Origin of the sequence: Cognatilysobacter tabacisoli (assembly GCF_003586305.1) — a bacterium.
Taxonomy (GTDB): domain Bacteria; phylum Pseudomonadota; class Gammaproteobacteria; order Xanthomonadales; family Xanthomonadaceae; genus Cognatilysobacter_A; species Cognatilysobacter_A tabacisoli.
On the sequence record NZ_QXJI01000001.1, the window covers coordinates 1,443,178 to 1,468,080 of the forward strand.

The 24,903-nt window shown below is 71.4% G+C and carries 15 protein-coding genes; 6 read left to right on the forward strand and 9 right to left on the reverse strand.

Translation table 11 applies throughout. The features are described from left to right. Positions 1-75: 75 nt before the first annotated feature. The 4 genes from D3A60_RS11255 to D3A60_RS11270 all read right to left on the reverse strand — a co-directional run bounded on the left by D3A60_RS11255 (position 76) and on the right by D3A60_RS11270 (position 8,497). Entirely contained in the window at positions 76-2,151 is a 2,076-nt protein-coding gene (locus tag D3A60_RS11255; RefSeq protein ID WP_119718739.1) for an alpha/beta hydrolase family protein, read from the reverse strand. Positions 2,152-2,225: 74 nt separating this feature from the next. Next, entirely contained in the window at positions 2,226-4,211 is a 1,986-nt protein-coding gene (locus tag D3A60_RS11260; RefSeq protein ID WP_119718740.1) for an OPT family oligopeptide transporter, read from the reverse strand. Positions 4,212-4,412: 201 nt separating this feature from the next. Next, the gene (locus tag D3A60_RS11265) at positions 4,413-6,398 is read right to left on the reverse strand and encodes an alpha/beta hydrolase family protein (RefSeq protein ID WP_119718741.1); all 1,986 of its coding nucleotides are present in this window, start codon (positions 6,396-6,398) and stop codon (positions 4,413-4,415) included. 110 nt (positions 6,399-6,508) lie between these two features. After that, on the reverse strand, positions 6,509-8,497 hold the full coding sequence (locus tag D3A60_RS11270) for an alpha/beta hydrolase family protein (protein ID WP_231120474.1): 1,989 nt from the start codon (positions 8,495-8,497) through the stop codon (positions 6,509-6,511). Positions 8,498-9,124: 627 nt separating this feature from the next. On the opposite strand from D3A60_RS11270, the gene D3A60_RS11275 reads away from it, so the two are divergent. Continuing rightward, positions 9,125-12,718 carry an ATP-binding protein gene (locus tag D3A60_RS11275; protein WP_157981472.1) on the forward strand — a complete coding sequence of 1,198 codons (3,594 nt, stop codon included), beginning with the start codon at positions 9,125-9,127 and terminating at the stop codon, positions 12,716-12,718. Between the two features lie 4 nt (positions 12,719-12,722). Beyond that, entirely contained in the window at positions 12,723-13,940 is a 1,218-nt protein-coding gene (locus D3A60_RS11280; RefSeq protein WP_119718743.1) for an EAL domain-containing response regulator, read from the forward strand. A gap of 126 nt (positions 13,941-14,066) precedes the next feature. Here D3A60_RS11280 and ssb read toward each other — a convergent pair whose 3' ends face one another. Next, positions 14,067-14,582, reverse strand: coding sequence for a single-stranded DNA-binding protein (gene ssb / locus D3A60_RS11285; RefSeq protein WP_119718744.1), 516 nt, complete (start codon positions 14,580-14,582; stop codon positions 14,067-14,069). A 203-nt stretch (positions 14,583-14,785) separates the two neighbouring features. Here ssb and D3A60_RS11290 point away from each other — a divergent pair, with 203 nt between their 5' ends. After that, positions 14,786-15,799 (forward strand): polyprenyl synthetase family protein, encoded by a 1,014-nt coding sequence (locus D3A60_RS11290; protein WP_119718745.1) that lies wholly within the window; start codon positions 14,786-14,788, stop codon positions 15,797-15,799. A gap of 15 nt (positions 15,800-15,814) precedes the next feature. On the opposite strand, the gene murD is transcribed toward D3A60_RS11290, so the two are convergent. The 3 genes from murD to D3A60_RS11305 all read right to left on the reverse strand — a co-directional run bounded on the left by murD (position 15,815) and on the right by D3A60_RS11305 (position 21,268). Next, positions 15,815-17,227 (reverse strand): UDP-N-acetylmuramoyl-L-alanine--D-glutamate ligase, encoded by a 1,413-nt coding sequence (murD, locus tag D3A60_RS11295; RefSeq protein ID WP_119718746.1) that lies wholly within the window; start codon positions 17,225-17,227, stop codon positions 15,815-15,817. Continuing rightward, entirely contained in the window at positions 17,208-18,569 is a 1,362-nt protein-coding gene (murL, locus tag D3A60_RS11300; RefSeq protein ID WP_119718747.1) for a UDP-N-acetyl-alpha-D-muramoyl-L-alanyl-L-glutamate epimerase, read from the reverse strand. The genes murD and murL overlap by 20 nt, the downstream gene beginning before the upstream one ends. Before the next feature lie 77 nt (positions 18,570-18,646). Then, positions 18,647-21,268, reverse strand: coding sequence for a bifunctional aspartate kinase/diaminopimelate decarboxylase (locus D3A60_RS11305; RefSeq protein WP_407062782.1), 2,622 nt, complete (start codon positions 21,266-21,268; stop codon positions 18,647-18,649). Between the two features lie 150 nt (positions 21,269-21,418). Here D3A60_RS11305 and D3A60_RS11310 point away from each other — a divergent pair, with 150 nt between their 5' ends. Genes D3A60_RS11310 through D3A60_RS11320 form a run of 3 tightly spaced genes read left to right on the forward strand, consistent with a single transcriptional unit; the run spans position 21,419 to position 23,964 of the window. Then, positions 21,419-22,312 (forward strand): PhzF family phenazine biosynthesis protein, encoded by an 894-nt coding sequence (locus tag D3A60_RS11310; RefSeq protein WP_119718749.1) that lies wholly within the window; start codon positions 21,419-21,421, stop codon positions 22,310-22,312. After that, complete coding sequence (locus D3A60_RS11315) at positions 22,309-23,184, forward strand: PhzF family phenazine biosynthesis protein (protein ID WP_119718750.1); 876 nt, start codon at positions 22,309-22,311, stop codon at positions 23,182-23,184. Before D3A60_RS11310 ends, D3A60_RS11315 begins: the two co-directional genes overlap by 4 nt. Positions 23,185-23,220: 36 nt before the next feature. Further along, on the forward strand, positions 23,221-23,964 hold the full coding sequence (locus D3A60_RS11320) for a leucine-rich repeat domain-containing protein (RefSeq protein ID WP_119718751.1): 744 nt from the start codon (positions 23,221-23,223) through the stop codon (positions 23,962-23,964). Positions 23,965-24,107: 143 nt separating this feature from the next. Here the strand turns inward: D3A60_RS11320 and D3A60_RS11325 are convergent, their stop codons facing one another. After that, on the reverse strand, positions 24,108-24,824 hold the full coding sequence (locus D3A60_RS11325) for a glycine zipper 2TM domain-containing protein (protein ID WP_119718752.1): 717 nt from the start codon (positions 24,822-24,824) through the stop codon (positions 24,108-24,110). Between the last annotated feature and the right edge of the window lie 79 nt (positions 24,825-24,903).

The following is a 24,903-nucleotide window of genomic DNA, read 5'->3' on the forward strand; positions in this document are numbered from 1 at the left end:
AGGGCCCGCCGCGGCGCGGCCCGGTGAAGGGAGAACGACGCGGGCGAACCGTCGATCGGGTCGCCCGCGCGCGGGTTACTTCGACAGGTGCTGCTTCAGCCAGCCGTTGACGGTGTCATGCCACTGCACGCTGTTGCGCGGCTTCAGCACCCAGTGGTTCTCGTCCGGGAAGTACAGAAACTTCGACTCGATGCCGCGGCGCTGCAGCGCGGTGAACGCAGCGATGCCCTGCTCGACCGGGATGCGGAAGTCCTGCTGGCCGTGGATGACCAGCATCGGCACGCGCCACTGGTCGACATGGTTGACCGGGTTGAACTTCTCGTAGTTCTTCGGCACGTCGTACGGGGTGCCGCCGTTCTCCCACTCGGTGAACCACAGCTCTTCGGTCGCGTAGCCCATCATGCGCTGGTCGAACACGCCGTCGTGGTTGACCAGGCACTTCCACGCGCCGGACTTCGGCGTGTGCCAGTTGCCGGCGATCCAGTTGACCATGTAGCCGCCGTAGCTGGCGCCGAGCGCGCACGCGTTGGCGCCGTCGAGGAACGGGTACTTCTGCTGCGCCGCGGCCCAGCCCTTCTGCAGGTCCTCGAGCGGCCGGTCGCCCCAGTGGCCGCTGATCGCGTCGGTGAACTTCTGGCCGTAGCCGGTCGAGCCGTGGAAGTCGATCATCACCACCGCGTAGCCCTGGCCGGCGTACGTTTGCGGGTTCCAGCGGTAGCTCCAGCCGTCGCCGAAGCTGCCCTGCGGCCCGCCGTGGATCAGGAACGCGACCGGGTACTTCTTGCCCGCTTCATAGTTCCACGGCTTGACTACGTAGCCGTGCACGGTCTCCCCGTTCCAACCCGCGAAGCGGAACTGCTCGTACTCGCCGAAGCGCACGTCCGGCAGCATCTCCGACGCGCTGGGCGTGATCGCACGCAGCGGCGCCTTGCCGTCGGGACTGGTGGCGAAGATCTGGTCGCCGCTCTTCATCGAGTTGACCGAGGCGACGAGCGTCGGGCCCTTCAGGTCAAAGGCCGACACCGAGCCGTCCTTCAGGATCGACGTCACCTCGCCGGTCGCGATGTCGACCGCGAACAGCGGGTGGCGGCCGAGCTCCTGCGCGCTGGTGTAGATCGACTTGCCGTCGGCCGAGAGCGTGATGCCGTCGGCCGAGGCGTCCCAGCGCGGCGCGATTTCGCGCGTCGCGCCGGTCGCGAGGTTCATTTCCATCAGCGCGAGGCGATCGGCTTCGAAGCCCGGCCGCTTCATCGCGCGGTAGTACAGGGTCTTGCCGTCGGCGCTGAACGCCGGGCCGGTGTCCCACGCCGGGTTGGACGCGGTCAGGTTGCGCGCGGCGCCCTTGCCGTCGGCCTGCACCAGGTACAGGTCGAAGTTGGTCGACCACGGCTCACTGCGGTCGGCCTTGCGCGCGGCCAGCACCAGCGAGGTGCCGTCGGGCGACCACTCGTACTCGCTCGCATCGCCGAACGGACGCGACGGCACGTCGCCGATCACATCGCCGCCGACCAGCGTCGCCGACTTGACCGGCGCGCTGCCGAGTTCGGCGACGAACACGCGGTTGAGGCGACCGTCGTTCCACGCATCCCAGTGGCGGATGAACATGCGGTCGAACACCTTGCCGCTGGCCTTGTCGGCCGCGCGCTCGTCGAGCCGCTTCTTGGTGCACGCCAGGTCGCTGGCGCAGTCGACGAACGCCTCGGCGCCGAGCGCGACGCGGGTGCCGTCGGGCGAGACTTCGTAGCTGCCGACATCGGCCGGCAGGTCGGTCAGCTGGCGCGGCGTGCCGCCGGCGGCCGGTATCGCGTACAGCTGCTGCGAGCCGGACTTCGCGCTGAGGAAATACACCGTGCGGCCGTCGGGCGAGAACGCCGGCGAGTTGACGTTCCAGCCGTCCGGGGTGAGCCGCTTCGGCGGCGCCGAATCGCGCGCCATCAGGTCCTCGATGTAAAGCGACGTCGACGACTTGTTCGCCTCGAGATCGGCCACGCGCTTGGCGAACACCAGCAGGCGGCCGTTGGGCGACAGCGTCGGCGACGAGTGGCGGTCGAGCGCAGCGAGATCGCGAACCTCGAAGCCGCGCGGTGCGGCGAGCGCGAGCGGCGCGGCCGCGGCGAGGGCCAGGGCAACAACGAGCGGATGCAGCTTCATCGGGAACTCCGGAACAGGCAGGAACGAACGAAGCGCGGCCGCGTGATCGCGGACGCGCCGATGGCGGTGGACGATCAGACGGCGGCCTTGGCCTTCGCGCCGGTGCGGTACAGCAGCCACGCGACCACGGCGAGCACCACCAGGCCGACATACTTGCCGAACTGCAGCGTCTCCGGAACCGCAATGACGTCCGGACGGCCCGTGGCGACGATCGGAATCGCGATCAGGATGCCCATCAGCGCCTCGCCGGTGATCAGGCCCGCGGCGAACAAGGTGCCCGGACGGTGGATGCGGTCGCGCGCGGCTTCGTCGTCGGAACCGGCCAGACCGTGGCGGCGCTCGACGAAGTACGCGAGCAGGCCGCCGAGGAAGATCGGCACCATCAGCTCGAGCGGCAGGTAGATGCCGATCGCGGCGGCCAGCACCGGCACGCGGAACTTCTTGCCGGTGGCCTTGAGCCACTCGTCGAGGGCGATGATCGCCGCGCCGACGCCGGCGCCGATCGCGATCACGCCCCACGGCAGGTCGCCGCCGAACAGCCCGCGCGCGACCGATGCCATCAGCGTCGCCTGCGGCGCGGCCAGCGAGTTGGGCTTGGCCGCGGTCGGCGCGCCGATGCCGTAGGCCTCGGCGAGCAGGTTCAGCACCGGCGCCATGATCAGCGCACACGAGAACGCGCCGATGCCGAGCATCAGCTGCTGCTTCCACGGCGTCGCGCCGACGAGCAGGCCGGCCTTCAGGTCCTGCAGGTTGTCGCCGCCGACGGCCGCCGCGCAGCACACCACCGCGCCGATCATGATGGCCGCGACCGCGCCGATCTTCGAGTCGGCGCCGAGCAGCAGCATCAGCACGACCGATGCGAACAGGATCGTCGCGATCGTGATGCCCGACACCGGGTTGTTGGACGAACCGACGAGGCCGGCCAGGTACGCCGACACCGACACGAACAGGAAGCCGGCGACGATCATGATCAGCGTCATGATCAGGCCGATCGTCCACGGGCTGGCGACCGCGGGGTCGGCCGCGACGATCGTGCGGTACAGCAGCGCGAGCGGGAACACGAACGCCACCAGCGCGACGAGCATCCACTTCATCGGCAGGTCGCGCTCGGTTTCCGGCACGAAGCCCTCGGTGCGCTTGCGCGCGGCGGCGATGCCGCTCTTGATGCCGGACAGCAGCGACTTGCGGAGCGAGAACAGCGTCCACACGCCGCCGATCAGCATCGCGCCGACGCCGAGGTAGCGGATCTTCGCCGACCAGATCGCGAACGCGGTTTCCTCGGCGCCCGCGCCGACGATCGACTGCGCCAGGGCCGGGTCGCTGCCGAGGAAGAACGCGTGGTACAGCGGGATCGCCATGTGCCACGACAGGATGCTGCCGGACACCACGACGATGCCGATGTTCAGGCCGACGATGTAGCCGACGCCGAGCAGCGCCGGGGACAGGTTGGTGCCCATGTAGCCCAGGTACTTGCCGAAGAACCCGGCGCCGGCGGCGGTGTCCGGAATCATCCGCAGGCCGCTGGCGGCGGCGGCCTTGATCACGCCGCCGAGCGCGGCCGACAGCGCCAGGATCTTCAGACCGGGACCCGGGTTGTCGCCGGCCTTCAGCACCTCGGCCGCGGCCTTGCCCTCAGGGAACGGCAGCGGGTTCTCGATCAGCATCGAGCGGCGCAGCGGCACCGAGAACAGCACGCCGAGCAGGCCGCCGAGGCCGGCGATCGCCAGCACCCACGAGTAGCGGAAGTCGTCCCAGTAGCCGAGGATCACCAGCGCCGGGATCGTGAAGATCACGCCGGCGGCGATCGACGAGCCCGCCGACGCGCCGGTCTGGACGATGTTGTTCTCCAGGATCGTGCCGCCGCCGAGCAGGCGCAGCACGCCCATCGAGACCACCGCCGCCGGAATCGCCGTGGCGATGGTCAGGCCCGCGAACAGGCCGAGGTAGGCGTTGGCGGCCGACAGGATCACCGCCAGCACGATCGCCAGCAGCACGGCGCGGAGGGTCAACTGCGGGACGGGCGCGGCGGCCGCGGACGGGATCGGCGTGGGCTGACTCATGGACACTCCAGTCGGTCGAAGCACGGCATGGTCGCCGCGCGATGCCCGCGGAGCATAGCGCATGGCGCCGTGGCGCCCGGCGCCGTACGCCAGCGTGCGCAACGCCTGCGGCCACGCTGCAGCGCACCAAACAGACGCACCAAACAGAACGGCGCCGCAAGGGCGCCGTTCGGGTCTAACGCGTTGGCCGGTTCGGACGGACTACTTGCCGGCCGTGGTCGGCACCGTACCGCCGGCCTTCGCCACCCCGCCACCGAGATGGCGCGACAGGAACGCCAGCAACCGCGTGTAGTACTCGCGGCGGTGCTCGTCCTTGTAGAAGCCGTGGCCTTCGGTGTCGTAGTACAGCGTCTCGACCGGCACGTTCGCCTTGCGCAGCGCCTGCTCCATCATGCGGCTGTGGGCGATCGGGGCAATCTCGTCCTCGCCGCCGGCGGCGAGGAACACCGGCACCTTGATGCGATCGGCCAGGCGGGTGGGCGAGTTGGCGACCAGCAGGTCGCCCGATCCGACCCACTCCGACGACCAGTTGGCAAAGCGCTTGCTCTCGCGTGCGTCCGCGCGCTGCATCGTCGGCAAGTCGTACACGCCCACATAGCCCACGGCACACCGGTAAAGCGAAGGCTCCTTCGCCACGCCCATCAGCGACGCATAGCCGCCGTAACTTCCGCCGTAGAGGCAGATGCGCGAAGGGTCGGCGATGCCCTCCTTGATCGCCCATTTCGTCGCATCGGTCAGGTCGTCCTGCATCGTGCCACCCCACTGCTTGGCGCCGGCCTGCTGGAACGCGCGGCCGTACCCGGACGAGCCGCGGTAGTTGACCTGCAACACCGCGTAGCCGGCGCGCGCCAGCAGTTGGACGTCGGTATCGAAACCCCAGTTGTCCTGGATCCCGAACGGGCCACCGTGCGGCAGCACGACCATCGGCATCGATTTGCCCTGCGAGCCCTCCGGCGTGGACAGATACCCGTGGATCGGCAGTCCATCGCGCGCGACGAAGCTGACCGGGCGCATCGGCGCCATCGCCGCCGGATCGAACCACTCCCGACGGCTGACCAGGTGGTCGGCCTTCTTGGCCACGTTGTCGAAGATGTAGTAATCCCCCGGGTTGACGTCGCTGCGCAGGTATACGAGCGCGTAGCGCCCGTCGCTGGTCTGGGACGTGACCTGCACGGGGCCGCCGAACGCCGCCTCGAGGCTCCGGTAGAGCCGTGCCTCCGGCGACTGGGCATCGAAGAAGTCGGTTCGCGGCTTGCCGTCCATGAAGGTCACGCCCACCGGCACCAGCGTCCCGTTGCGCAAGATCACCGAGTGCACGTCCACGTTGTCGTCGCGCAGCACCTGCTTGCGCTCACGCGTGGCGATGTCCATCGCGACGACCGCGTTCGGACCGCGCGGCTGCTCGACCTCCAGGTACGCCAGCGAATCGTCGGCAGACAGGCCCAGAACCCACTCGCGTCGCGACGTCGCCGCCTCGTCGTTGATCAGCTCCCACGGCGCATTCTCGCCGGCGCGGTAGTAGAGCTTGTTGACGTTGTCCGACCCCACGCCGCGCGCGAAGCGCACGACGCCGTCGTGGTCGACCGTGAAGCGCGCGTTGCGCACGGGGGCCCGGGCGAGCTGCGTGCGCCGGCCGGTGTAGACGTCCATCTGCTCGGCGCGGGTGAACGGATCGGCGCTGAACGGGCTGACCGCGATCACCACGTTGCGGTCGTCGCGCGGCAGGTCGTCGACGAGGAACGCGGCGACGAGCTCGGCCTTTTTCGGCTGGATCTTCGTGCCCGGGCCCGCGCTGACCACGCTCTGGCCGACGAGGACGTCCGGACGCGTGCCGTCGGCGTTGATGGCGTAGATGTCGCCGGTGAGCAGTGGCTGGTCGAGCGAACCGAATTTGCGCGCGGTGCTGATCAGCACGCGCTCGGGATTCACCCACCAGAACCCGGCCACGTGGGTGTTCTTGCCGATCTGGAACGTGGCCGTCAGCTTGTTGTCGCTGCGCCGCAGGACGGCCAGGGCGGTCCGATCGCCCAGCGGCACCGTCGCCGCGTAGTAGTCGCCGTTGGGCGAGAGCTTGATGTCATCGAACCGGTCGCGCTTGACGAAAGCCTCGACGTCGACGTCGGCCGCGTGGGCAATGGGTGCGGACACGGCGACGCCGAAGGCGAGCGCCATCAGGATGTGCTTCATGGGTGACTCCCTGTCTGGGTTGAGGCCGCGCCACCCTCCCCAGGATGGCGCGGCCGGGCATCTGGTGCACAGCGTCGCGGAGGAGCCGGGACGCTGCTGGGACCGGTGGCTCAGTTCTGCGCGGTCGCGCGCCGGCCGATGTGGCGATCGAAGAACGCCAGCATCTCGGTGTAGAGCTTGAGGTTGTTCTCCTCCTTGTAGAAGCCGTGCATCTCGCCGGACACGATCATCACGCCCTCCGGCGGGTTGCCGGCGGCGGCCAGCGCCCTGGCCATGCGCTCGGTGTTCTCCGGCGGGCAGCGCGGGTCGCGCGCGCCGGCGGCCAGGTACACCGGGATCTTGACCTTGTCGGCATACGTGATCGGCATGACTGCGTCGCGGGCCGCCTTGGTCGCGCCCAGCGCGCGCACCAGGTAGCGCTGGCCCGACTCGCTCTTGCTCGTGTCACTGAGCGTCGTCTGCACGTCGGCGTCGTAGGCGCCGACGTAGCCGAACGCGCACTGGTAGAGGCCCGGGGCCTTGACCGGCGCCATCATCGCCGCATAGCCACCGAAGCTGCCGCCGTAGATGCAAACGCGCTCCTTGTCGGCATGCCCCTGCGCGACGGCCCAGTTCGTCGCGTCGATGACGTCATTCATGATGCCGTCGGCCCACTGCCCGTAGGCCATGTCCTGGAAGGCCTTGCCGAAACCGCCCGAGCCGCGGAAGTTCACCTGCAGCACGGCATAGCCGCGGCTCGCGAGCAGCTGCGCCTCCGTGTTGAAGCCCCAGTTGTCGCGCGGCCCCATCGGGCCCCCGTGCGGATTGACGATCAGCGGCAGGTTCTTGCCATCGGAGCCGTTCGGCAGCGTCAGGTAGCCGTAGAGCGTCATGCCGTCGCGGTTCTTGAACGAAAACGACTTGACCCGCGCCATCTGGTCGGCGTCGAGCCAGCTGCGACTCTGCAGCAGGAAGCGCGCCTTGCCGGTGTCGCGGTCGTACAGGTAGAGCTCGCCGGGATTGCGGTCGCTGCGCACGGACACGACGATCTGGCGACCGTCGCGCGTGGCGCTGCTGAAGTCGACGAACTGGCCCGGGAACGCACCGGACAGCGAGGCGTACACCTCGGCGTCGGGATGCGCCTCGTCGACCAGTTCGACGCGCGGCGCGCCGGCTTCGGTCGACACCGCGATCACGGTGTCGCCGTCGGAGGACGTGATGTAGCGCGCCGGTTCGGAGACGTCGTCCTGGAAGAGCTTGCGGAATGCGCCGGTGGCCGTGTCGACCGTGCCGAAGGCCTCCGGCCGCTTGCCGTCGCTCTCGGTGGCGTAGATGCGCCCGTCCTTCGACGACCCGAGCACGGTCAGCATGCGCCCGGTCGACTTCGAACTGTTGACGAGCGTCCACTTGCCGTCGTCGCCGCGCCGGTACAGCTCGTTCTGCACGTCGTAGCGGCCCAGCTCGTCCTCATCGTCGTAGCAGACGGCGAAGCGCGGCGCCTTGGCGGCGTCGACGGCGATCCCGCAGTTCTCGCGCGGCGCGCGCGCCAGCGTCTTCCAGCGGCCCGAATACACGTCGAACAGCACCACCTCCGTCCCGGCGCCGTCGCTCGAGCGCGGGTAGTTGATGGTCATCAGGACGTTCTGGTCGTCGTCGGGCAGCGTGTCCAGCAGGTTGAACCGCTCGCTGCCCACCTGCTTGCCGCGCTGGGTCGCGTCGCGCGTCCCGTAGAACACCAGCGGCCGCGGCTGGCTGCCGTCGGCGTTGACGCCGTACCACTCGCCGGTGCCGAACGGCTGTGCGTACCGCCCGACCTTGCGGATCGAGTTGAACACCAGCCGGTTGTCGTTGACCCACTCGAAGCGCCCGACGCTTTTTTCGTCCGGCAGCTGGTTGATCTTGACGACGCTCAGGTCCTTGGTGCGCAGCACGGTCAGCACGTCCTGCTCGCCGCGCTCGACGGTCATGGCCAGGAACTCCCCCGTCGGCGAGATCTTGGCGCTGCTGTAGGTGGCCTGGCGGACGAAGTCCTCGACCTTCGGCGGCGCCGCAAGGACGGCGACAGGCAGGCTGGCGGCCAAAAACGCCCCCGCCAGCACGATGAGGTGCTTGTTGATCACGGATGGATTCCCCTGGATGAAACGGTGTGCCCCGCCCGAAGCCTAACCCGAGGCGGACGCCGCTCGCACGGGGGCGTCCCCCGACACGCTCCAGACAGGCGTCCCCGTCGCTGCCGCGCAATGGCGCGCGACAGGCCCGCAACTTCGGCCCAAGCGTCGCCGCATCGATCGACCCGCACCACCGCCATACTCGGCAAAGCTGACTGAGTCAGGCGCCCGATTCCGGCCTCTGGCCGCAAAGCGATAGGGATCACGAATCGCTTTGCCGCGCGCGCGCATGATGCGCGGTCACGCCGCGGCGACGCGTGGCGGCGCCATCCTCGCGCGAACGCGCACCATGACCATTGGCGCATGGAGGTGTCCCACGCGAACGCCGAGGATGGGTCGAAGCCACCGCGCCCTCGGGTCGAGGGAGCCGTCTTGCGGGGCGCGTCAGCGGGCAACGGGGGGGCAGTGCGGCCCGACGGCGCCCGCGATCACGATGGATTCGAAAGGGGACGGATCAATGGCGAACCGCAAGCCCGTCAGGGTGCCGCCGATCGGCGCGCCGCGATCGAACCCGGTGAACAGGCGTCCGCTGGCCGCCCGCACCGGCGCGACAGCAGCGCGGTCCGGGCCGGACTGCGCGTGACCCTCGTGCCCCCGAAGCAGCCCGCGCGGGTCGACGGCGATCGCGCTGCGCAGGCCATCCTCGATGCGTTGCCGATGCCGGTGTGCCTGCTCGACGAGCGCGGTTCGGTCACCGCTTCCAACGTCGCATGGCGCAGCCTTCTGGCCGCGCTCCACGCCACGCCAACGGCGTGGGCGTCGCCGACCTACCTTGAGGCGTGCCGCACGGCGCTGCGCGCCACCCCTGCTGACGCCGCCCGCGTGGTGCAGGCCTTCCAGGCTGTGCTCGCCGGGCGCAGCGCCGGCGAATCCGTGGACCTCGCATCGAACGACGGCCACTCGCGGTGGCGGGTGCGGCTGGCACCCGCCGAGTCCGCCGGCGGGCGCCGCGTGCTGGTCAGCCACGACGATGTGGCCGACCGGCTGCCCATGGGGCGTGCCGCGGACGGCGACGCATCCCTGCTCCGGATCGCCGGGCGCACGGCGCGACTGGGCGGATGGAGTTTCCGTCCGGGCGATCGCGGGATTTCGCTGACGCCGGAGGCGGCCGACGTGCTCGGTGTCGCCACCGAGCGGCTCACTGTGAGGAACGCGCTGCGAGCCTGTGCCCCCGCCGGCCGCGCGCGCCTGCTCACCCGCGTCGCAGTCTGCCTGTCGACCGGCGCGGGGTTCGACGAAGAAGTGTCGCTGCACGCCGGCGGCGACCGCTGGCTGCGGATCATGGCCGAGGCCCGGCGCGACGGCAGCGGCGCGGTGGTCGGCGTCGAGGGCGCGCTGCAGGACATTTCGGCGGGGAAGTCCGTCGAGGCGCGGGCCGCGCGGGTCGCGCAGCGGCTGACGACGACGCTGGAAAGCATCACCGATGCGTTCTTCACCCTCGATCGCGACTGGCGCTTCACCTACGTCAACTGCGAGGCCGAGCGCACGCTGCAGCGGCCGCGCGAACGGCTGCTGGGCCGCGTGATCTGGGACGAGTTCGCAAGCGCCCGCGGCACGTCGTTCGAACACCACTACCGCCACGCGCTCGAAACCAACGAGAGCGTGGTGTTCGAGGAGTACTACGCCCCGCTGGAAAGCTGGTTCGCCGTGCACGCGTACGCGTCCGACGAGGGGCTGGCGGTGTACTTCCGCGACATCACCGAGAACCGCAAGTCCGAGCTCGCGCTGCGCAGCAGCGAGGAGAACCTGCGGCTGGCGCTGCGCGCGGGAGGCCTGGGAACGTGGCACTGGGACGGGCGGACGCGCCGCATCGACTGGTCGCCCGAATCGATGGCGATGTTCGGCCTGCCCGCCGACGCGGAACTCGACTTCGAAGGCTTTCTCGACGCGATCCATCCCGACGACCGCGACGCCACCGGCACGCTGGTCGCGCATGCGGTGGCGACAAAGGGCGAGTTCCGCTCGGACTTCCGCGTCGTCTGGCCGGACGGCAGCTGCCATTGGCTCGCCGGCATGGGCCGGGCACTGCCGCAGGAAGGCGAATCGTCGGACGGCTTCCGGGTCGAGGGCGTGCTGCTCGACATCTCGGAGCGCAAGTCCGCCGAGACGCAGCTGCTGGCGATGAACGAAGAGCTCGAACAGCGCGTCGACCGCCGCACGCGCGAGCTGGCCACCGCGAAGGGCCAGGCCGAAGCGGCCAACGCGGCCAAGTCGGCGTTCCTGGCGGCGATGAGCCACGAGATCCGCACGCCGATGAACGGCATCGTCGGCATGGTCGAGGTGCTGTCGCGCGGCCCGTTGGCGGCTGAGCACCGCGATGCGGTGCACACGATCAAGGACTCCGCGTTCGCGCTGCTGCGGCTGGTCGACGACATCCTCGACTTCTCGAAGATCGAGGCCGGCCACCTCGAGCTCGAGCGCACGCCGGTGCCGCTGTGCGACCTGGTCGAGTCGGTGTACGGCACGCTCAGCCCGATCGCCGATGGCGGCAACGTCGACCTGTTCCTGTTCATCTCGCCGGACGGCCCGCGCCAGGTCGTGACCGACCCGGTGCGCCTGCGGCAGATCCTCTACAACCTGGTCGGCAACGCGATCAAGTTCAGCGGCACCAGCGCCAACCGCCGCGGCCGCGTCGACCTGCGCGTCGAGGTGACGTCCGAGTCGCCGCTGCGGGTGCGCTTCCGCGTCGCCGACAACGGCATCGGCATGTCGGCCGAGACCGTCGCCAGCCTGTTCCAGTCGTTCCGGCAGGCCGAGGTCTCGACCACGCGCCGCTTCGGCGGCACCGGGCTGGGGCTGGCGATCACCAAGCGGCTGGTCACGCTGATGGACGGCGAGATCATGGTGACCAGCGTGCTCGGCGAGGGCAGCACGTTCACCGTCGAGCTGCCGTTCGAACCGGTGGACGCGCCCGGGTCGGCCGACGAGACCGCGCTGCCCGACCTGTCCGGCGTCGACTACGTGGTGGTCGCCGGCCCGCACATCGACGGCAACGACATCCAGGACTACCTCGCGCGCTGCGGCGCGGCCGTGCACCGCGTCGGCGACGCGCCCGCGGCGATCGCGCGCTGCGAAGGCCTGGTCGCGCCGGTGGTGGTGCACGGCGTCGACAGCCAGCAGGCGCAGAGCGAGTGGCTGTCGCATTTCGCCGACGTGCCGCGCATCCGACATCTGGTGATCGCGCGCGGGCGCCGCCGCGCCGCGCGGCAGATTTCGTTCAACGTGGTCAACATCGACGGCAACGTGCTGGGCTGGAAGTCCTTCGTGCACGCGGCGGCGGTCGCCTGCGGACGCGCCACCGCGACCTCGCTGCCCGAGCTGCGCGCCGAGGACCACAGGCCGGTGCCGCCGGCGTCCACGGTCGCCGAGGCGCGCGCGCAGGGCCGGTTGATCCTGGTCGCCGAGGACGATCCGACCAACCAGAAGGTGCTGCTGACCCAGCTCGGCCTGCTCGGCTACACCGCGGAGGTCGCCGGCGACGGCGCCGAGGCGCTGGCGATGTGGCAGCACGGCGACTACGCGCTGCTGCTGACCGACCTGCACATGCCGAAGATGGACGGCTACGGCCTGACCGCGGCGATCCGCGCCGACGACACGCGCGCGCGCAAGCCGATCCTGGCGATCACCGCCAACGCGCTGCGCGGCGAGGCCGCGCGCACGCGCGCGGCGGGCATGGACGAGTACCTGACCAAGCCGATCCAGCTCGCCGCCCTGCGCGCCGCGCTCGACCGCTGGCTGCCGCTGCCGGCCGCGCGCCCGGGACCGGCGCCGGCGGCCGTCGTCGACACGCCGCCCACGCGTGCACTGGACCTCGACGTGCTGCGTGGCCTGCTCGGCGAGGGTTCCGACGTTGTCGACGAGGTGCTCCGCGATTTCGGCCGCGGCCTGGCCGCATCGGCGCACGAGCTGCGCGCGGCGTTTGCCGAGGGCGATACCGTGGCGCTCGGGGCGATTGCGCACCGGCTCAAGTCGGCGTGCCGCACCGTCGGCGCGCTGCCGATGGGCGACCTGTGCGCCGAGCTGGAGAACGCCGCGCGGCGGTCCGACAAGAGCAGCCTGTCGCACCGCCTGAAGCTGTTCGACGGCGCCCTCGACGAGCTGCAGCGCGCGCTCGCCACCGCCACGCGATCGCCGTCCGGCGACGCGGCGGCCCCACCCGTGATGCAAGGATGAACCGATGCAACTGCTCCTGATCGACGACGACCCGCTGATCCTCAAGGTGTTGGAGATCCAGCTGCGTGCAATGCAGCTGCGCAGCCACGGCTATCACGAGACGCGGTCGTTCGCGGACGTCGCCGAGGCCGTCGCGCACCTGCAGTCGGCGCGCGACGACGTCGGGATGATCTTCTGCGATCTGCAGATGCCGCAGATGGACGGGATCGAGTTCATCCGCCACCTGGCCCAGATCGGCTACCGGGGCGACCTGATCCTGATCAGCGGCGAGGACCGGCGGGTGCTGGAAACCGCCGAGCGCCTGGCCCGATCGCATGCGCTGCGCGTGCGCGGCGTGCTGCAGAAGCCGATCTGGCCCGACCACCTGCGCGCGATGCTGGCGCAGACCTTCCCGGAACCGGGCGACGGGGCGTCGCCGGTGGGCAGCGCACCGACGAGTGCGGAGGACCTGCAGTCGGCGCTGGCCGACGGCCACATCGTTCCGCATTTCCAGCCGAAGGTGGACCTGCGCTCGGGCGCGCTGGTCGGGGTCGAAGCGCTGGCCCGCTGGATGCGGCCGTCCGGCGAGCTCGTCTATCCGGCGCAGTTCATCCCCACGGCCGAGAGCTCGGGGCTCATCGTCCAGCTGGCCGACGCGGTGATCGACGGCTCGCTGCGGCAGGCGCGCGCGTGGCAGGACGAGGGGCTCGAGCTCGAGGTGGCGATCAACTTGGCGATGGGCAACCTCGATTCGCTCGAGTTCCCCGACCGCGTGGTGGCCAAGGCCGGCGAGTGGGGCGTGTCGCCGAACAAGCTGGTGTTCGAGATCACCGAGACCCAGCTGATGAACCACCCGCAGGCGCAGCTCGACGCGATGACCCGGCTGCGGCTCAAGGGCGCGCGCTTCGCGATCGACGACTTCGGCACCGGCTATTCGTGCCTGTCGCAGCTGACCGAAGTGCCGTTCGACGAAATGAAGATCGACCAGCGCTTCGTGCACCGCGCCGCGAGCGATCCGAGCCTGCGCGCGATCCTCGACGTGAGCCTCGGCCTGGCCCAGCGGCTCGACATCCGGACCGTCGCCGAGGGCGTCGAGGACCGCGCCGACTGGGACTTCATCCGCGCCCAGCCGTGCGACCTCGCGCAGGGGCATTTCATCGGCCGACCGATGCCCGGCGATCGCCTGGCCGCATGGCGCGACGAATGGGCCGCGCGCAGGCCGGAGCTCGGCCTGCCGGCCTGAACCACACCGGCCTGAACCACACCGGCGTGAACACGCCGGTCGGAACACGCCCGTCGGAAACGCAAAGGCCCCCGATCGCTCGGGGGCCTCGTGGAGTCGCACCGCGACGCGCGCGACGGCTGCAGATCAGAACGGAATGTCGTCGTCGATGAAGTCCGGCGCCGGCTCGTTCGAGCGGGGGGCAGGCGAATCGCGGCGCGGGCTACCCCCGCCGCCCATCGGCGGACGCGACGAACGCTCGCCACCGCCGCCACCGCCGCGGTAGTCGCTGCGGCCACCGCCGCCACCACCACCGCCCTCACCGCCCGGACGGCCGCCGAGCAGCTGCAGCTCGTCGGCGACGATGTCGGTGAAGTACTTCTCCACCCCGTCCTGCCCGGTGAACTTGTCGTAGCGGATCGAGCCTTCGACGTAGCACTGGCTGCCCTTCTTCAGGTACTCGCCGGCGATCTCGCCGAGCTTCCCGAAGAACTTGACCCGGTGCCACTCGGTCCGCTCCTGGGTCTGGCCTTCCTTGTCCTTGCGCACCGACGTGGTGGCCAGGCTGATCGTGGTCACCGCCATGCCACCCTGGGTGTACTTGGTCTCGGGGTCGTTGCCGAGGTTGCCGACGAGGATGACCTTGTTGATGCCACGCGCCATACGCTGAAGTGTCCTTCGAATCTCTCCGCCGAGGGTCCGGCGAACGCCATTGGAGTATACCCCCGACCCCGACGCCATCGGCCCGGTTCCGAAGCTCGGGTCGGTCTTTTCCGACCGCGGCCGCGCCGACGCGGGCAGGCCGCCGACCGGCCGCCGCGCGGTTGCCGCCTATAATTCTCGCTCTCCCCCGCGCTTTCCCGCCCATGCACGCAGACGCCTCCCGTCCGTCCGTCCCGGACCTCGCGACGATCCAGGCCCTCGCCCGCGCCGACATGGCCGCGGTCGACGCGCTGATCCGCAGCCGGCTGGCGTCCGACGTGGTGCTGATCAACCAGGTGGCCGAGTACATCATCGGCGCCGGGGGCAAGCGTCTGCGCCCGATGCTGCTGCTGCTCGCCGCCGGCGCGCTGGGCAAGCGCGGCGAACACGGCGTCGGCGCCGACGCGCACCAGCTGGCGGCGGTGGTCGAGTTCATCCACACCTCGACCCTGCTGCACGACGACGTCGTCGACGAATCCGACCTGCGCCGCGGCCGCAAGACGGCCAACGCGGTGTGGGGCAATGCGACCAGCGTGCTGGTCGGCGATTTCCTGTACTCGCGCAGCTTCCAGCTGATGGTCGAGCTCGACAGCATGCCGGTGCAGCGGCTGCTGGCCGACACCACCAACCGCATCGCCGAGGGCGAGGTCCTGCAGCTGCTGCACGTGCGCAACCCCGACACCGATGAAGCCGCGTATCTGCGCGTGATCGAGCGCAAGACCGCGGTGCTGTTCGCCGCCGCGACGCGGCTGGGCGCGATGCTGGCCGGCGCCGGCGAGGCCGACTGCGACGCGATGCACGACTACGGGCTGAACCTCGGCTACGCGTTCCAGATCGCCGACGACGTGCTCGACTACGCCTCGGACGCCGACACCCTCGGCAAGAACCTCGGCGACGACCTCGCCGAAGGCAAGGCCACGCTGCCGCTGATCCACGCGATGGTCCGAGGCGACGAGGCGATGCGCGCCACGCTGCGCCGCGCGATCGAGACCGGCGACGCCGACGCGCTCCCCGACGTGCTGGCCGCGATCCACGCCACCGGCGGGCTCGACTACAGCCGCGGCCGCGCGCTCGAGTTCGCCCACGCCGCCGAAGCCGCCCTCGCCCGCCTGCCCGACAACGAGTACGTCGCCGCCCTGCGCGGGCTGGCGCGCTACGCGGTCAGCCGCGACCACTGAGGCCGCGGGCGGCGCTCAGGCGATGCCGAGGCCAGGAATCGCGCTGATCGCGTCGGGATCGAAGCCGGCCAGCTGCGCGAAGTGGCGGCCGCGGGCGACGTAGTCGCGGTACGCGCCGAAGCTCGGCGCGCCGGGCGACAGCAGGATCACGCCGTCGTCCTCGCCACGTCCCAGCAGCGCGCGCGCCTGCGCCATCGCGTCGGCGAGGTCGGCAGCGGCAGCGAGGCGAAAGTGCCCGGCCTGCGCCAGCGATGCCAGCAGCGCGTGGATGCGCGGGCCGTTGGCGCCCATCGTCACGATCGCGGCCGGTGCGTGCGCGCGCATGGCCGCGGCGAAGTCCTCCCACGGCAGCCCGCGGTCGTGGCCGCCGACCAGCAGCGCGACGCGGCGGTCGCGGTAGCAGTCGAGCGCGGCCAGGCTGGCGTGCGGCGTGGTGCTGATCGAATCGTTGACGTAGGCGAAGCCGTCGCGCGCGCCGACCGGCTGTAGCCGGTTCGGCAGCGGCCGGAACTTCGCCGCGTGCGCGGCCAGCGGGGCGGCATCGAGCCCGAGCGCCTCGATCGCGGTCAGCACCGCGCACAGGTTGCCGCGGTTGTGCCGGCCCGGCAGCGGCAGCGGCTCGGTGTCCATTACGAACGCGTCGCCGCGGTACAGCGCGTCGTCGCGCAGGTGCCAGCCGCGGGCGTCGCCGAACCAGCGCACCTCGCTGTCAGGAAGCTGCAGCGCGGCCAGTCGCGGGTCGGCGGCGTTGAGCACCGCGATCCGCGGGCGCGCGTCGACGACCAGGCGCAGCTTGTCGGCGACGTAGCGCTCGTGCGAGCCGTGCCAGTCGAGGTGTTCGGGAAAGATGTTGAGGGCGACCGCGACGTCGGGCCGCGCGCCGCTGTCGGCGACGTCGCCGGTCTGATAGCTCGACAGCTCGATCGCCCACAGGTCCGGGGCCGGCTCCGGGTCGAGCACTTCGAGCAGCGGCAGGCCGATGTTGCCGGCCAGCGCGGTGGCGTGGCCGCCGGCGCGCAGCAGGTGCGCGAGCAGCGCGGTCGTGGTGCTCTTGCCCTTTGTGCCGGTCACGCACACCGTGCGCGCCGCGATGCCGTCGGCGCCCGCGTGCTCGGCGAACCACAGCGCGGTGCCGCCGAGGAAGCGCGTGCCGCGCGCGGCGGCCGCGACGGCTTCGGACCGATACGGACTGATGCCGGGCGACTTCACGACGACGTCGAACGCGCCGAGGCGTTCGGCGGTCGCGTCGGTGTCGATCGACAGCGCCGGATCGGCCAGCGACTGCGCGTCGGCGACCTCGTCCGGCGAGCAGAAGAGCGTCAGCGGCAGCGACGGCAGCCGCGCGCGGATCGCTCGGTAGGCCGCGCGGCCCTCACGGCCCCAGCCCCACAGCGCGACGCGGCGCGATTCAAGCTGCGAAATGCGCACGCAGTCGGTCCCACAGCGCGGGCGGCACGCGGTGCTCGTCGTCGACCACCAGCAGCGGCTCGATGCGCAGGTCGGCTTCGTCGAGCTGCGGGCGGATCTCGCGGGCGAAGCGTTCGACCAGGGCGTCCTCGCGCCACTCGGGGCGCGCGGCAAGCGCGGCCATCGCCGCGCGCGACTCGCGGCCCTCGCCGACGCACTCGAACGGCTTGTGGTCCTGGTATTCCAGCAGCGCATCGAAGCCGGCGGTCTGCGCCGCGTCGTCGAGCAGGTTGCGGCCGAAAATGCCGACGAGGCGCGGCTTCGGCATGAACGGCGCCAGCGCGAGGAACACGAAGTGGCACTTCGGGCACACGCCGCACCAGCGGTTCACCGGGCGCTCGCCGAGGATGTGGAAGTTGCGGTTGCAGCTGGAGAAGTGCGCGTCGTAGCGGTCGATGCGGGCGAACTGCCGCGCGACCGCGAGCTCGCTGAGCGGGCGCAGCAGCGAGTAGTAGTGCAGGTCCGCGGCGACGTGTCGGTGCACGTGGTCGCCGAACGCCGCTTCGAACGCCCAGCCCTTCGACCACTGGTGGTTGACCTCGCCGGCGCCTTCGATCAGCGAGCCGTAGCTGGCCGAGCGCTCGTTCGAGAACACCACCTGGTCGATCCCGTGCAGCAGCGCGGCCAGCACCAGGATCGCCGAGTTCACCGCGGTGACCGGGATGTGGCCGTTCCACGCGCCGTCGCGGTTGTAGTCGAACAGCTGCGGCGCCAGCGCGCGCCCGACGTTGAGCGTCGGCAGGCCGGTGCGCTCGGCGCAGGCGCGGATCAGCTGCGAGCCACCGATCCACGTCACGGTCTGTTCGACGCCGGCGCCGCGCAGCGCCTCGATGCTGACCAGCGAATCCTTGCCGCCGCCGATCGCCACCAGCGCGTGCTCACGCAGGCCGACGGCCGGTGCCTGCGCCGACGGCGCGTCGTCGTGCGGAAACGCGATGCGGCCGCGCAGGTTCAGCCCGTTGCGGTAAGCGAACTCGCCCAGCCCGTTCTCGTAGACCGTCTGCAGCAGCGCGGCGGTATCGGCGTCGATCGTGTACGAGTCGATGCGGATCTCGCGCGGGACCGCGGACTTGTAGTAGCTGACGCCGGTGATCAGGTGCAGCAGCCGCAGCGCCCGCTCGACGGCTTCGGCGCGCTGCGCGTCGAGGGCGAACGGCGCGCCCGGCACCGTCACCGTTTCGACCAGCTCCGGGCCGTCGTCGAACGCATACACCAGCTGCGCGACGCCGGTCTGCGCATCGAAGCCGCAGCGCACGAAGCGGAATGCCTGGATCGCATCGCGTTGGAACTTCCACTCGCTCATTTCGGAATCCGTCGGGGCGGGCCGGGGCCCGCCGTTGAAACATCAAGTCGAACTGCAGCGGCGGGCGGAAGCCCGCGCTACAGGACATCCTCTGCCGGCAGCGCCCGCAGGTTGTAGGTGTTGGCCATCGCCATGCCGTAGGCGCCGGCGTCGGCGACCAGCAGCACGTCGCCCTCTGCGGTGGCGGCCGGCAGCGCGCGCTCGTGGCCGAGCACGTCGCCGCTCTCGCAGATCGGCCCGACCACGTCGAAGGTCGCGGTCTCGGCATCGTCGAGGCGGCTCAGGTTGTGGATGCCGTGGTAGGCCTCGTACATCGCCGGGCGCATCAGCGCATTCATGCCGGCGTCGGCGCCGACGCGGCGCACGCCGTCCTTCTCGATCACCTGGGTGACGGTCAGCAGCAGCGCGCCGCACTCGGCGACGAGGTAGCGGCCCGGCTCGATGACCAGCCCGTAGCGCGGGTACGCGGCCTTGATCTCGTCGAGGCCGTCGCGCCACAGGGCCAGGTCGAAGTCCTGCGCGTCGGGCGTGTACGGGATCGGCAGGCCACCGCCGATGTCGATCGTCTCGATCGTGCCGACGGTGTCGGCCAGTCCGGCCAGACTGGCGTAGACGCCGCGCCAGTGGCGTGGGTCGTCGATGCCGCTGCCCAGGTGCGCGTGCAGGCCGCTGATGCGCACGCCGAGCCGGCGCGCTTCGGCGACGAACGCGTCGAAGCGCGCGACCGGCAGGCCGAACTTCGCCGCGACGCCGCCGGTCTTGACCTTTTCGTGGTGGCCCTCGCCGTGGCCGAGGTCGAGCCGCAGCCAGACCGTGCGGCCGCGGAACGTCTCCGGCCAGCGCTGCAGCGCCTCGACGTTGTCGACGGTGACGGTGACGCCGCGCGCGAACGCGGCCTCGTACTCGGCGCGCGGCGCGAAGCTCGGGGTGAACAGCACCCGCTGCGGCGCCAGGTGCGGAACCACCGCGAACGCGTGGTCGAGCTCGCCCAGCGACACGCACTCCAGCCCGAAGCCCTCCCCGACCAGCGTGCGCAGGATCTCGGGGTTCGGATTGGCCTTGATCGCGAAGAAGCTGCGGTCGATCGCCGGCACGGAGGCCAGCGCGCGGGCGCGCTCGCGCACCGTCGCCAGGTCGTACACGTAGCGCGGGGTGCCGGCGCGCGCACGGGCCAGCAGCGCCGCGCGCTGGCGCACCCACCATGGCGTCGCGCGCTGCGGCGCCCCGTGCGCGATCTCCCGCCAGCTCGGGCCGAACACGCTGTCGTCGCGCACCGGCATCGCGCCGCCGCGCACGAGCTCGGCGTGCAGCTGCGGCAGCATGCCGTCGGCGTCGGCCTCGTCGATGACGAAGGTCAGGTTGAGGTCGTTCGACGACTGCGAGATCAGGTGCACGCGCTCGCGGCCGAACGTCGCCCACACGTCGGACAGCTTGTGCAGCAGCGAGCGCATGCCCCGGCCGACCAGCGTGATCGCCGCGCACGGGGCGATCACCTTGACCCGGCAGACCTCGGCGAGGTCGGCGCTGAGCGCCTCGAGCACGTTCGAGTTGACCAGGTTCTCGCTCGGGTCGAGCGACACGGTGACGTTGGTCTCCGACGAGCCGATCAGGTCGATCGACAGGCCGTGGCGCTTGAAGCGCTCGAACACGTCGGCCAGGAAGCCGACCTGCTGCCACATGCCGATGCTTTCCATCGACACCAGCACGATGCCGTTGCGCCGGCTGATCGCCTTGACCCCCGGAACCGTCACCGCCGCCGCGTCGATGCGCGTGCCCGGCAGGTCGGGGCGCTCGGTGTCGAGGATCGCCATCGGCACGTTGGCGTCGCGGCACGGCGCGATCGAGCGCGGGTGCAGCACCTTCGCGCCGGTGGTGGCGATTTCCTGCGCCTCGGCGTAGTCGAGCCGCGTCAGCAGGCGCGCGTCGGGCACCTCGCGCGGGTTCGCGGTGAACATGCCCGGCACGTCGGTCCAGATCTCGACGCGGGCGGCCTTCAGCAGCGCCCCGAAGTACGCCGCCGACGTGTCGGAGCCGCCGCGGCCGAGGATCGCGGTGCCGCCGTCGCCGTGGCGGGCGATGAAGCCCTGGGTCAGCAGCATCCGCGCGGGCTGCCGGCCGAAGCGCGACGCGAACGCGTCGACGCCCTCGTGCCGGCAATTGACCGACAAACGCTGCGCCCACGGGCTGGCATTCGGCAGCGACACCGCGTCGAGCCAATCGCGCGCGTCGCACCAGCCGAAGTCGAGCCCCTGCGCGCGCAGGTACGCGGCGCCGAGCGTCGACGAGAGCAGCTCGCCCTGGGCGAGCACCTCGGCCTGCCAGTCGAGCGCGCGGGTCGCGGCGTGCGGGTCGCGGCCGAGCGCGTGCAGGGCCGCCAGGCGCTCGCCGAGCACCGCGTCCGGATCGAGGTCAAGCTCGGCGCAGAACGCGCGGTGGCGGTCGACCAGCGCGGCGATGCGCGCGTCGACATCGCTGCCGTTGCTGATCGCCTGCAGCTCGTTGGTGACGCCCGACAGCGCCGAGACCACCACCAGCACGCGGGCGTCGGCACCGCCCGCGGCGGCGTCGGCCACGCGTTTGGCCGCGATGCGTCCGATGGTGTCCCAGCGGTTGCGGCGGGACACCGAGGTGCCGCCGAACTTCAGTACGACCCAGCGCTGCGAATCCGCCGCCACTAATGTGCTTCCTGGTGATGAAATGATTGCCGGTGAAACCGTCTCGCCCGGGCGATGCTCGGGCGAAACAACGGGTGAAAACCTCTAGACTCCGGCCTCGCGCCGCACCGGCGCGGGCGCGCCGTCGCGAGCGGCGAATTCTAGTCGAAACCGCCCACGGACCCCGCCCGCCCCATGCCACGACGCTTCCTGCAGCTCGACGTGTTCGCCGACCGGCCCGGCGCCGGCAACCCGCTGGCCGTGGTCGTCGATGCCGACGGTCTCGATGACGCCGCGATGCAGGCGTTCGCGACGTGGACGAACCTGTCCGAAACGATCTTCCTGCTGCCGCCCGACGGCGGCGCCGACTACCGCGTCCGCATTTTCACCCCGCGCCAGGAGCTGCCGTTCGCAGGCCACCCGAGCGTGGGCGCAGCGTGGGCCGCGCTCGACCAGGGATTGTCGTCCGCGTCGGACGACCGGCTGGTGCAGCAGTGCGCGGCGGGGAACCTGCCGGTGCACGTGTCCGGCGACGCCGACGCACTGACCGTCAGCGTCCGTGCGCCGGCCGCGCAGCCTCGCCCGCCGCGCGCCGACTCCGCGGCCCGCCTCGACGCCGCCCTCGCCGGCCTGCCGCGCGGCGCGCTCGCCCCGGCGCTGTGGGACAACGGCCCGCGCTGGTGGCTCGCCGAGCTGGCCAGCGCCGCCGCCGTGCGCGCGATGGCGCCGGACCTCGCCGCGATTGCCGCACTGACTGGCACCGCCGACGTCGGCCTGGCGGTATTCGCGTTCGACGAAAGCGGCGAGCACGACCTCGTCGTCCGCGCGTTCTGCCCGGCCGACGGCATTCCGGAGGACCCGGTCACCGGCAGCGCCAACGCCGCGATCGGCGCCGCGCTGCGCGCCGCCGGCCGGCTCGACGCCGGCGCGCGCTACGTCGCAAGCCAGGGCCGCGAGGTCGGCCGCGACGGCCGCGTCGAGGTCGTCGTCGACGCCGACGACGCGGTCTGGATCGGCGGCCGCGTCCAGCCGGTCATCCGCGGCAGCGTCGACTGGCCGTCCCCCCTCGAAAGGAACTCGATCCGATGAAGCGCCGCTACCTGCAGCTCGACGTGTTCGCCGGCCGGCCCGGCGCCGGGAATCCGCTGGCCGTCGTGCTCGACGCCGAGGGCCTCGACGACGCGGCCATGCAGGCCATCGCGCGCTGGACGCGGCTGCCGGAGACGACGTTCGTGTTCCCGCCGACCGCCCCAGGTGCCAGCTACGCGATCCGCATGTTCAGCCCGCGCCGCGAGGTGCCGTTCGCCGGCCACCCGAGCGTCGGCACCGCCGCGGTCGTGCTGCAGGAAGGGATCGCCCGCGCGGTCGACGGCCACGTTCACCAGCAGGGGCTCGCCGGGGTGCTGCCGCTGGCCGTGGTCGGCGACGGGCCGACGCGCACGATCGCCGTGCGCACGCCGCGCGCGCGCGCCGTCGAGGTCGCGACGCCCGACGACCCGCGCCTGCGCGCCGCGCTCGCCGACCTGCCGCTCGGCGCACTGCCGCCGGTGCTGATGGACGGCGGGCGGCGCTGGTGGCTCGCCGAGCTGGCCAGCGAGGCGCAGCTGCGCGCGGCGCAGCCGGACTGGGACGCGGTCGAAGCCCTTGCCGTCGCGACCGAGAGCATGGGGCTGTTCGTCTACGCGCGCAGCGACGACCCGGTCTACCACTACGCCGTGCGCGCGTTCGTCGGCGCGCCGGCACGGTTCGAGGACGCGGCTTCCGGCGCGGCCAACGCCACGCTGGCCGCGTGGCTCGCGCTGCGCGGCGCGCTGCCGTCTGCTGACGGGCGCTACCGCGTCAGCCAGGGCCGCGAGGTCGGGTTCGACGCCATCATCGAGTTGCGCGTCGACGCCGACGGCGAGGTCTGGTCCGGCGGGCGCATCTGCAACGTCGTGCAGGGCACGATCGACTGGCCGTGAGGCGCGGGCCGCGCCGATGACGCTACGGGGGACGCGATGACGTCGATGCGGATTCCGGCCGGGCTGTACTTCCACGGAGCCGAAGCGGTGCCGGCGCCGCTTGCGTCGCTGGACGATGCGCCCGACGACGCGGCGGCGATCAACTTCCGACGCATCCGCCGCTACCGTGGCGGGCTGTCGCGCCTCACCGGCCTGCGCGAGCTCTGGGCGCAGGCGGTCGACCAGGACTTCCTCGACGACATCGCCCGCGTGCCGTCGCTCGAGCGCGTGTACCTCTCGCAGCTGACCGCGACCGACCTGTTGCCGCTCACACGGCTGCCGCGCATGACGCGCCTGCACATCAACGGCGCGACGCGGATGAGCGACCTCGAATGGGCCGCGCCGCTGCGCGAGCTCGACGTGCTCGCGCTCGAGCACCTGCCGAAGGTTCGATCGCTGGAACCGCTCGCCGCGCTGACGCAGCTGCGCTCGCTCGGCGTCGAAGGCGCGATGGACTCGACCGTGCGCGTGGCCAGCCTCGCGCCGCTGTCGGCGCTGACGCGGATCGAGTACCTGTTCCTCACCGCGCTGCGCAGCGACGACCGCTCGCTGCGGCCGCTGCATGCGCTCAAGGCGCTCAAGGGGCTCGAATGCGCGCGCCACTTTCCGGATGCGGAATTCGTCGCGCTGCGCTCGGCGCTTCCCGAGCTCCAGTGCCGCTGGTTCGACATGCTCGATGCCTACCCCACCCTCGCCGAAGGAACGAGGTCGGCGGTGCGGCGGATGGTCGGGAGCGACTGACGGCGTGGCGGCGATCGCCGCGGGAACCGCCAGAGCGCCGGCAGCCGGGGTTACGCCACCGGCGATAGACACCAGATACCGCGCACGAAAAAGGGGCCTTGCGGCCCCTTCTCCGTCTCTCCGTTGGCCCAGCCGGCGACCGGTTACTCCGGACGCACGTCGACGCGCACGCGCAGGCGGTCACCCGGGTGGTAGTTGGTCCGGGTGGTGTACGTGCGGCCCGCGTACTCGTAGGTCACGTCGTAGGCGTTCACCGAGCGGTCGTTGGCGCCGTAATAGCCGCCGTTCGACGGGACCGGGTCGCAGACGCGCACGGTGCCGGCACCGGCGACGCGCTGGCGCTGCTGCTGCTCGTAGATCTGCCGGCCGGCCATGCCGCCGACCATCGAACCGATCGCGGAGGTCGCGTAGCGCGCCGAACCGCCGCCGACCTGGCTGCCGACCGCCGCGCCGACCAGGCCCCCGATTACCGTCGCGACGGTGGCACCGGTCTGGCTGCCGCCGCTGCGGTTGCCGTACGGGTCGTAGTAGCCGTCGCTGCGGCCGTACTGGTCACGCCCGTACTGGTCACGGTAGTAGCCGTCGCCATAGCCGCTCCCGGCGTAGGTGCCGTTCGGGTATGCGCGGTTCTCGTAGCAGCGCTGGCCGTTGACGTTGCTGTAGCTGCCCGAGCTGCCGCCGTAGCGGCTGTCGAACACCGGGTCGACGCGCAGCACGCGCGCGTAGTCGTACTGGGCGCCATAGCTCTGGCCGCTGCGGTCCGGGTAGGGCTGGCCGCCGTAGCGGTAGGTCTGCGCGGTCGCGGTGCCGGCGGCGGCCGCAAGGCTCAGGGCAAGGGTCGTGGCAAGCAGACGCTTCATCGTGGGGCTCCTGCGCCGGAACTGGCGTGGGGGCATGCTCCGGCCGGGGCGGGCAACCGGGCCTGAACCTCGCCGGGAC

Excerpts from the sequence above, each read along its gene's own strand:
- D3A60_RS11255 (WP_119718739.1), bottom strand. The coding sequence starts at position 2,151 with ATGAAGCTGCATCCGCTCGTTGTTGCCCTGGCCCTCGCCGCGGCCGCG.
- D3A60_RS11260 (WP_119718740.1), bottom strand. The coding sequence starts at position 4,211 with ATGAGTCAGCCCACGCCGATCCCGTCCGCGGCCGCCGCGCCCGTCCCG.
- D3A60_RS11265 (WP_119718741.1), bottom strand. The coding sequence starts at position 6,398 with ATGAAGCACATCCTGATGGCGCTCGCCTTCGGCGTCGCCGTGTCCGCA.
- D3A60_RS11280 (WP_119718743.1), top strand. The coding sequence starts at position 12,723 with ATGCAACTGCTCCTGATCGACGACGACCCGCTGATCCTCAAGGTGTTG.
- ssb (WP_119718744.1), bottom strand. The coding sequence starts at position 14,582 with ATGGCGCGTGGCATCAACAAGGTCATCCTCGTCGGCAACCTCGGCAAC.
- D3A60_RS11290 (WP_119718745.1), top strand. The coding sequence starts at position 14,786 with ATGCACGCAGACGCCTCCCGTCCGTCCGTCCCGGACCTCGCGACGATC.
- murL (WP_119718747.1), bottom strand. The coding sequence starts at position 18,569 with ATGAGCGAGTGGAAGTTCCAACGCGATGCGATCCAGGCATTCCGCTTC.
- D3A60_RS11310 (WP_119718749.1), top strand. The coding sequence starts at position 21,419 with ATGCCACGACGCTTCCTGCAGCTCGACGTGTTCGCCGACCGGCCCGGC.
- D3A60_RS11315 (WP_119718750.1), top strand. The coding sequence starts at position 22,309 with ATGAAGCGCCGCTACCTGCAGCTCGACGTGTTCGCCGGCCGGCCCGGC.
- D3A60_RS11320 (WP_119718751.1), top strand. The coding sequence starts at position 23,221 with ATGACGTCGATGCGGATTCCGGCCGGGCTGTACTTCCACGGAGCCGAA.
- D3A60_RS11325 (WP_119718752.1), bottom strand. The coding sequence starts at position 24,824 with ATGAAGCGTCTGCTTGCCACGACCCTTGCCCTGAGCCTTGCGGCCGCC.